At 70.3% G+C, this 6,835-nt stretch carries 8 protein-coding genes; all 8 read right to left on the bottom strand.

Annotation, left to right across the window (positions count from 1 at the left end; genetic code table 11):
- Positions 1-68 precede the first annotated feature (68 nt).
- Positions 69-1,394 carry a WxL domain-containing protein gene (locus AOK01_RS39430; RefSeq protein ID WP_055520374.1) on the bottom strand — a complete coding sequence of 442 codons (1,326 nt, stop codon included), beginning with the start codon at positions 1,392-1,394 and terminating at the stop codon, positions 69-71.
- 284 nt (positions 1,395-1,678) lie between these two features.
- A complete protein-coding gene (locus AOK01_RS39425; protein WP_055520372.1) occupies positions 1,679-2,152 on the bottom strand; it encodes a hypothetical protein in 474 nt (157 codons plus the stop codon).
- Between the two features lie 289 nt (positions 2,153-2,441).
- The gene (locus AOK01_RS39420) at positions 2,442-2,795 is read right to left on the bottom strand and encodes a hypothetical protein (protein ID WP_055520370.1); all 354 of its coding nucleotides are present in this window, start codon (positions 2,793-2,795) and stop codon (positions 2,442-2,444) included.
- 57 nt (positions 2,796-2,852) lie between these two features.
- Complete coding sequence (locus AOK01_RS39415) at positions 2,853-3,212, bottom strand: MmcQ/YjbR family DNA-binding protein (protein WP_055520368.1); 360 nt, start codon at positions 3,210-3,212, stop codon at positions 2,853-2,855.
- Complete coding sequence (locus AOK01_RS39410) at positions 3,209-4,519, bottom strand: hemolysin family protein (RefSeq protein ID WP_055520366.1); 1,311 nt, start codon at positions 4,517-4,519, stop codon at positions 3,209-3,211. Before AOK01_RS39410 ends, AOK01_RS39415 begins: the two co-directional genes overlap by 4 nt.
- On the bottom strand, positions 4,516-5,013 hold the full coding sequence (gene ybeY, locus AOK01_RS39405; protein ID WP_055520364.1) for an rRNA maturation RNase YbeY: 498 nt from the start codon (positions 5,011-5,013) through the stop codon (positions 4,516-4,518). Before ybeY ends, AOK01_RS39410 begins: the two co-directional genes overlap by 4 nt.
- Positions 5,014-5,025: 12 nt before the next feature.
- The gene (locus AOK01_RS39400) at positions 5,026-6,099 is read right to left on the bottom strand and encodes a PhoH family protein (protein ID WP_055520363.1); all 1,074 of its coding nucleotides are present in this window, start codon (positions 6,097-6,099) and stop codon (positions 5,026-5,028) included.
- Positions 6,100-6,248: 149 nt separating this feature from the next.
- Positions 6,249-6,835 (bottom strand): carbohydrate kinase family protein (locus AOK01_RS39395; RefSeq protein WP_245702612.1); only part of this gene is annotated, 587 nt, incomplete at its 5' end.

Raw genomic sequence — 6,835 nt, 5'->3', positions numbered from 1 at the left:
GGACGGCCGGGAGGACGGGCGGGTGCGCGCCCGACCCCCGAAACGGGCCTGCTGTCGGCCTGTCGTTCTCAGGTGAGCGTGAGCGTCAGCACGCCGGAGTACGAGCCGGGCGGGGTGAACGCCGGTACGTTCAGCGAGAGCCGGGCGTCGGCGGTGAACTCGCCACCCGTGAGCGTGCCGTTGGGGGCGGACGCCAGGGTCGCTCCCGCGCTGCCGACCGAACCGGGCGAGCCGGCCCGGCAGGTGCTCGGGCTGCCGGCCTTGGTGCCGCAGACCGGGGTCCAGCCCAGCTTGGCCGCGTCGATCTTCGCCCCGCCGGGGCCGGTGAAGTCGGTGACCTTGCCCGTCAGCGACCAGCCCGCGGGACCACCGCGGAAGTCCTTGACGGTCACCGTCTGCAGCGAGCCGCGCGAGAACCCGCCCTTGCCGTAGTCGACCGCCGCGAGCTCGACGGTGTCCCCGGCCTGGGTCATGGACAACGTCCCCGCCTTGACCGAGGAGTTGATCTTCTGGCTGTCGGCGGGAAGGGGGGTGTCGTCGATGACGACGTAGGCCGCGGGGCCGGCCCCCTTGTCGTCGCTCCAGACACTTCCCTCGTACGCCACGACGCCGGTCGTCGCCTTGTCGCTGACGGCCAGGCTGCCGCTGAAGGAGCCCTGCGCGTCCGCGGTGGCGGTCGCCCTGTCCGCCGTCTCGGCGGCCCCGGCCCGTCCGGCGAGGGTGACGGCGGCGCCCGGAGCGAAGTCCGTACCCGTGACGGTCACGCCGGCACCGGGACTGCCGGAGGCCGAACCGAGGCTGATGGCACGGTGGTTGGTCTGCCCGCCACCGGTCGCGGTGATCGTCTCGGAGACGGGTGCGGGCGGGGTGCTGACCGTGCACGGGGTGTCCAGCTCCAGGAGGTAGCTGGTGTGGATGTTGTAGTCGCCGGGCGACAGGGTGATCGCGCCGGGCGCGGTGACCGTGAAGGTGCCGGTCATCGAGAACGACGGGAAGGCGCCCTTGCCCGGGACCGGGTCGTTCTTCTTCGGCCCCGCGACCGTGAGGTCACCGGTCTGCGCGCCGCCCAGGGCGACCTTGCCGGTGGGCGTCATGATGTCGGCGGGCAGGTCGATGTCGACCGGATTGCTCGCGGCGGGCTTGACCACCGTGTACGTGACGGTGACCGTGTCGCCCACCGTGGGCGTGGCGTCGTCGACGGTGATCTTGGCGGTGGTGGTGCCGTCGATCGCGGGGATGCCCGCGATGGGCGGCGGGACGCAGTGCGTGCCGAAGTCGACCTGCGCGGGCTCCGCGCTCGCGGGGCAGGCGAGCGCGCCTCCCGCGGTGACGGACAGCGCGGCGGCTCCGAGAAATGCCACCCAGCGGCGGCGTCTTCGGGTTCCTGAACCCATGTGTGCCCTCCTGACGATGTGAGCGCGGCGGCTCTTCCGCGCCGACAGGAGGTCATTGATGTGCGGGTTGTGTGAAAAGTCAATGGAACCATGACACGCGAACTGATGGCCCATCAGCTCATGTCAACTACCCATGATTAAAGGGGAGTTGATCCAGTTGACCCCATGAACCTGACCTGACCTGACAGCACAGGGACCGGTGCCGCTGCACGCGGGCGGCACCGGTCCCTGCTGGGCTTTGCCTGTGGGGGGACTACACGATCACGCGAATCACGATCCGGCGATCACTCGTACACGAACGGGCCGGGCGACTGCGGCCCCTCCGCCGTGCACGTCACGGTGATGCCGAAGATCACCATCTTCAGGGAGCCACCGAAGGCCTCCAGGCTGTCGCCGGCCGCGACGGTGCCGGTCAGCGGGCCGACCGTGACGCCGTCACCCGTGGCCATGGCGGGGTTCTCGGTGCCCGTGAAGGCGGTCGTGCCACCGCTCGCCTTCGCGAGGGTGAGGGTGGAGGCGATGGAGTCCTCGGAGAGAGCGAGCGGGGCGGTGATCTCGGAGGAGCTGACGGTGACGGTGGCGCTGGTGCCGTCCTGGGTGGCCGTGAGGGTGGCCTCACCGCCGCCGTAGAGACCGCAGTCGGCGACGATGGTGGCGGTCTGGGGGACGACGGCCGCGGCGCCCGGAGCGAGCGCCATTCCGGCGGCGAGGGTGCCGGCGGCCAACGCCGCACCGATTCCGAATCGCTTACCTGTCATGGGATTCCCTTCCCTTGTACGGGAATTGCCGTGTGGGGACGGCCGACGGGCACGCCTGCCGGAGCGCTGGTGCGGGGATCACTTGTGCGCGCGGCCGACTCGTCGGCGACTCGTCGCGAGCGGTGTGCGGCACGCTGCGCGACTGACGAATCTGACGGCCCGTCGGAAGAGCTGCCGTCCATTGATACGCGAGCGGCCCGGGATTGCAAGACAAGCGGGGGTGATTCTTCCGGGGATGAGGCCTGGGATGAGGCCTGGGATGAGGCCTGGGAAAAGAGAACGCCCGGCCTCAGCCCGCGGTCAGCCGCGCCCGGACCTCGCCGTCCACCCCCGCGAGCAGCACAGCCGTCGCGGCGCCGCCGAGGTCCCGTACCGCCGCCAGGTCCTCGTCCGACAGGGACTCCGCCTCGCTCACCACCGCCGCCGCCTCCAGCGACGTCGCCCCGGAGGCCACGGCCATGGCCACCGCGGTCCGCAGCGCGCTGAGCCGCAGCGAAGGCAGGGCGACGGTGCCCGCCACATACGTACGGCCGTTGTCGTCGCGGACGGCCGCGCCCTCGGGCACACCGTTGCGGACCCGGGTGGCGCGGGCCAGGGTGACGATCTTGCGGTCCTCGGGAGCGAGCACGGTGCTGTCGGTCATGTCCAGAGCATACGAAGCGCCGTCCGGACCGGCTTGTTCAGGGGCCGTCAGGGGCCGTCAGGGGCGGTCCAGGCGCAGGCGCTCGGCCCTCGGCAGGCCGGCCACCACCAGGTCGTACGAGTCCTCGACGAGTTCCCGGACGACGTGGTCCGGGAGTCCGCCGTCGGCCGTGACGGTGTTCCAGTGCCGCTTGTTCATGTGCCAGCCGGGGATGATCAGGCCCTCGTGCTCGCCGCGCAGGCGCACCGCGTCCTCGGGGTCGCACTTCAGGTTGACCTTGAGAGGGCGGGCCTCCAGGGAGGTGAGCGCGAACATCTTCCCCAGCACCTTGAAGACCGAGATCTCGGGGCTGAAGGGAAACTCCTCGACAGCCGCGTTGAAGGACAGACAGAGCGTGCGCAACGCCTGCGGGGTCATGCAGGCTCCCCCTGCTTCTCCCCCACGGAACCGGCCGGTCCGACGGGCTCGACCAGTACCGTGACGATCTTGTTGCGGCGCCCCGCCGACGCTTCGGCCGTGAGCCGCAGTTCACGCCCGTCGGGCAGTTCCACGACCGAGGAGGCCCCGGCGATGGGCACGCGGCCGAGTGCCTTCGCGAGCAGTCCGCCGACCGTCTCGACGTCCTCGTCGTCGTACTCGTCGAAGCCGTACCGCTCGCCGAGGTCACCGATGTCGAGCCGCGCGGTCACCCGGTAGCGGCCGTCGCCGAGATCCTCCACGGGCGGCAGCTCACGGTCGTACTCGTCGGTGATCTCGCCGACGATCTCCTCAAGGATGTCCTCGATGGTGACGATGCCGGCCGTGCCGCCGTACTCGTCGATGACGACGGCGACGTGGGTGCGGTCCTTCTGCATCTCGCGCAGCAGGTCACCGGCGTTCTTCGTGTCCGGGACGAAGGCGGCGGGCCGCATCGCCGTGGACACCAGCTCGCTCTCCGCGTCCCGGCTGATGTGCGTCTTGCGGGCCAGGTCCTTCAGGTACACGATCCCGACGATGTCGTCCTCGCTCTCCCCGGTGACGGGGACCCGCGAGAAACCGGACCGCAGGGCCAGGGTCAGCGCCTGCCGGATCGTCTTGTACCGCTCGATGACCACCAGGTCCGTACGCGGAACCATGACCTCCCGGACCAGTGTGTCGCCCAGTTCGAAGACCGAGTGCACCATCCGGCGCTCCTCGTCCTCGATGAGCGACTCCTTCTCGGCGAGGTCGACCATCGCGCGCAGCTCGGCCTCGGAGGCGAAGGGGCCGCGCCGGAAGCCCTTGCCGGGTGTGAGGGCGTTGCCGATGAGGATGAGCAGGGGCGGGACCGGACCCATGATCCTGGCCAGCGGCAGCAGCACGTACGCGGCTGCCGTGGCCGTGTTCAGCGGGTGCTGGCGGCCGATGGTGCGCGGCGAGACGCCGACCGCGACGTACGAGACGAGGACCATCACGCCGATGGCGACGGCCAGCGCCTCCCACGTCTCGGCGAACTCCCTCAGGCAGGCGTACGTGACGAGGGAGGCCGCCGCCATCTCGCAGGTGATGCGGACGAGCAGCGCCACGTTCAGATAGCGGGTCGGGTCGGCGGCGACCTGGGCGAGCTTGGCGCTGCCGCGGCGCCCGGACCGTACCGCCTCCTCGGCCCGGAAGCTGGAGACGCGGGCGAGGCCGGCCTCCGCGCAGGCGGCGAGCCAGGCGACCACGACCAGGGCGATGGCGCCCAGGACCAGTTGCGGGCTCATGAGACGGTCGGAGCCGGGGACGGGCCGGTCAGGCCCTTCTCCGCACGCCAGCCGTCCACGATGGCCGCCTGCAGACCGAACATCTCGGCCTTCTCGTCAGGCATCTCGTGGTCGTAACCGAGCAGGTGCAGCACTCCGTGGACGGTGAGGAGCTGGAGCTCCTCGTCCATGGAGTGCTGCGTCGGGGCGTCCTTGCCCTGCTGCTCGGCGACCTCGGGGCAGAGCACGATGTCACCGAGCAGCCCCTGCGGCGGCTCGTCGTCGTCCTTCGTGGGCGGCCTCAGCTCGTCCATCGGGAACGACATGACATCGGTGGGGCCCGGCAGGTCCATCCACTGGATGTGCAGCTGCTCCATGGCGCCGGTGTCCACGACGATCACCGAGAGCTCGGAGAGCGGGTGGATACGCATCCGCGCGAGGGCGTAGCGGGCGATGTCGAGGATCGCCTGCTCGTCGACCTCGGTTCCGGACTCGTTGTTGACGTCGATCGACATGGTCGCGCTGGTCTACTTCCGTTTGGTACGGGCGCCCGTGCGGGTGCCGTTCTCCGTGCCGTTCTGGCTGTCGTCGTTCTGGCTGTCGTACTGCTCGTACGCGTCGACGATACGGCCGACCAGCTTGTGCCGTACGACATCGTGGGACGTGAGCCGGGAGAAGTGGACGTCGTCGATACCCTCCAGGATGTCCTGGACCTGACGCAGACCGGACTTCGTGCCGCTCGGCAGGTCGACCTGCGTCACGTCACCCGTGATCACGATCTTCGACTCGAAGCCGAGCCGGGTGAGGAACATCTTCATCTGCTCGGCGCTCGTGTTCTGCGCCTCGTCCAGGATGATGAAGGCGTCGTTGAGCGTACGGCCGCGCATGTACGCCAGGGGCGCCACCTCGATCGTCCCCGCCGCCATCAGGCGCGGGATCGAGTCCGGGTCGAGCATGTCGTGCAGCGCGTCGTACAGCGGTCGCAGGTAGGGGTCGATCTTCTCGTAGAGCGTGCCGGGCAGGAAGCCGAGCCGCTCGCCGGCCTCCACCGCGGGGCGGGTCAGGATGATGCGGCTGACCTGCTTGGCCTGCAGTGCCTGCACGGCCTTGGCCATGGCGAGGTAGGTCTTGCCCGTACCGGCGGGGCCGATGCCGAAGACGATGGTGTTCTTGTCGATGGCGTCGACGTACCGCTTCTGGTTGAGCGTCTTGGGGCGGATGGTGCGGCCGCGCGAGGACAGGATGTTCTGCGTGAGGACCTCGGCCGGGGTCTCCGAGCCGTCGCCCTCCCCGTTCTCACTCGCGCGCAGCATGGCGATCGAGCGTTCCACCGCGTCCTCCGTCATCGGCTGTCCGGTGCGGAGCACCAGCATCATCTCGTCGAACAGGCGCTGGACGAGGGCCACTTCACGGGCTTCGCCGACGGCGCTGATCTCATTGCCCCGGACGTGGATGTCGGCCGCCGGGAAGGCCTTCTCGATCACTCGCAGGAGGGCGTCCCCGGATCCCAGCACGGTCACCATGGGGTGCTTGGCGGGGACGGTGAACTGCGCTCGGGACTGCCCCTGCGCGGGGGTGTGAGCTGTGGGTGTCTGCGTCATGGGCCGGCTCTGTAGGCCTGCTCATCCTCCTCGGTGAGGCACGCTTGCCGGTACGGCAGCCTTGTGTTCCCAAGAGTACGTCGGGGCACCGACAACGCTGTAGGACTTTTCCATCGCACCTGTGGCCTCCCGCGGCCCCACCCGTGACGTCACGCGGATCTGCGGAATCCGATCGTCGGTACGGCCCGGCGCAGGGGCCACGTCCGGGCGGTTTCCGGAAGCAGCGGTTCCAGGAAGGCGTACCGGCCGAGCGCCGCGGGGTCCTGGTGATCGTAGGACTGCACGCGGCGCCACCACGCGGCGATCTCCGACCACCCGGGGGCGGACAGGGACCCGCCGAACTCCTGGACCGACAGGGCCGCGGTGAGGCCCGCGAAGGCGAGGCGGTCGGCGAGCGGCCAGCCTGCCAGCGTGCCCGTGACGAACCCCGCGACGAAGACGTCCCCGGCGCCGGTCGGGTCCATCGCCTCGACCTCGATGGCCGGAACCTCCGCGGTCTCGCCGGTCCTGCGGTCCACGGCGTACGCGCCCTCGGCACCCAGAGTGACGACGGCCAGCGGTACGTGTTCGGTGAGCGCGTGCGCGGCGGCGCGGGGGCTCGTGGCGCCCGTGTACCGCATGGCCTCCTCGGCGTTCGGCAGGAACGCCTCGCAGTGCCGCAGGTCGGGGAGGGCGGCGAGGTCCCAGCGGCCCGTGTCGTCCCATCCGACGTCGGCGAAGATCCGGGTGCCCCGGC

It is taken from the genome of Streptomyces aurantiacus (assembly GCF_001418335.1).
In the GTDB taxonomy this organism is placed as follows: Bacteria; Actinomycetota; Actinomycetes; order Streptomycetales; family Streptomycetaceae; genus Streptomyces; species Streptomyces aurantiacus.
Note: the sequence above shows the minus strand (reverse complement) of the source record. Positions and strands in the feature narration are given on the sequence as shown.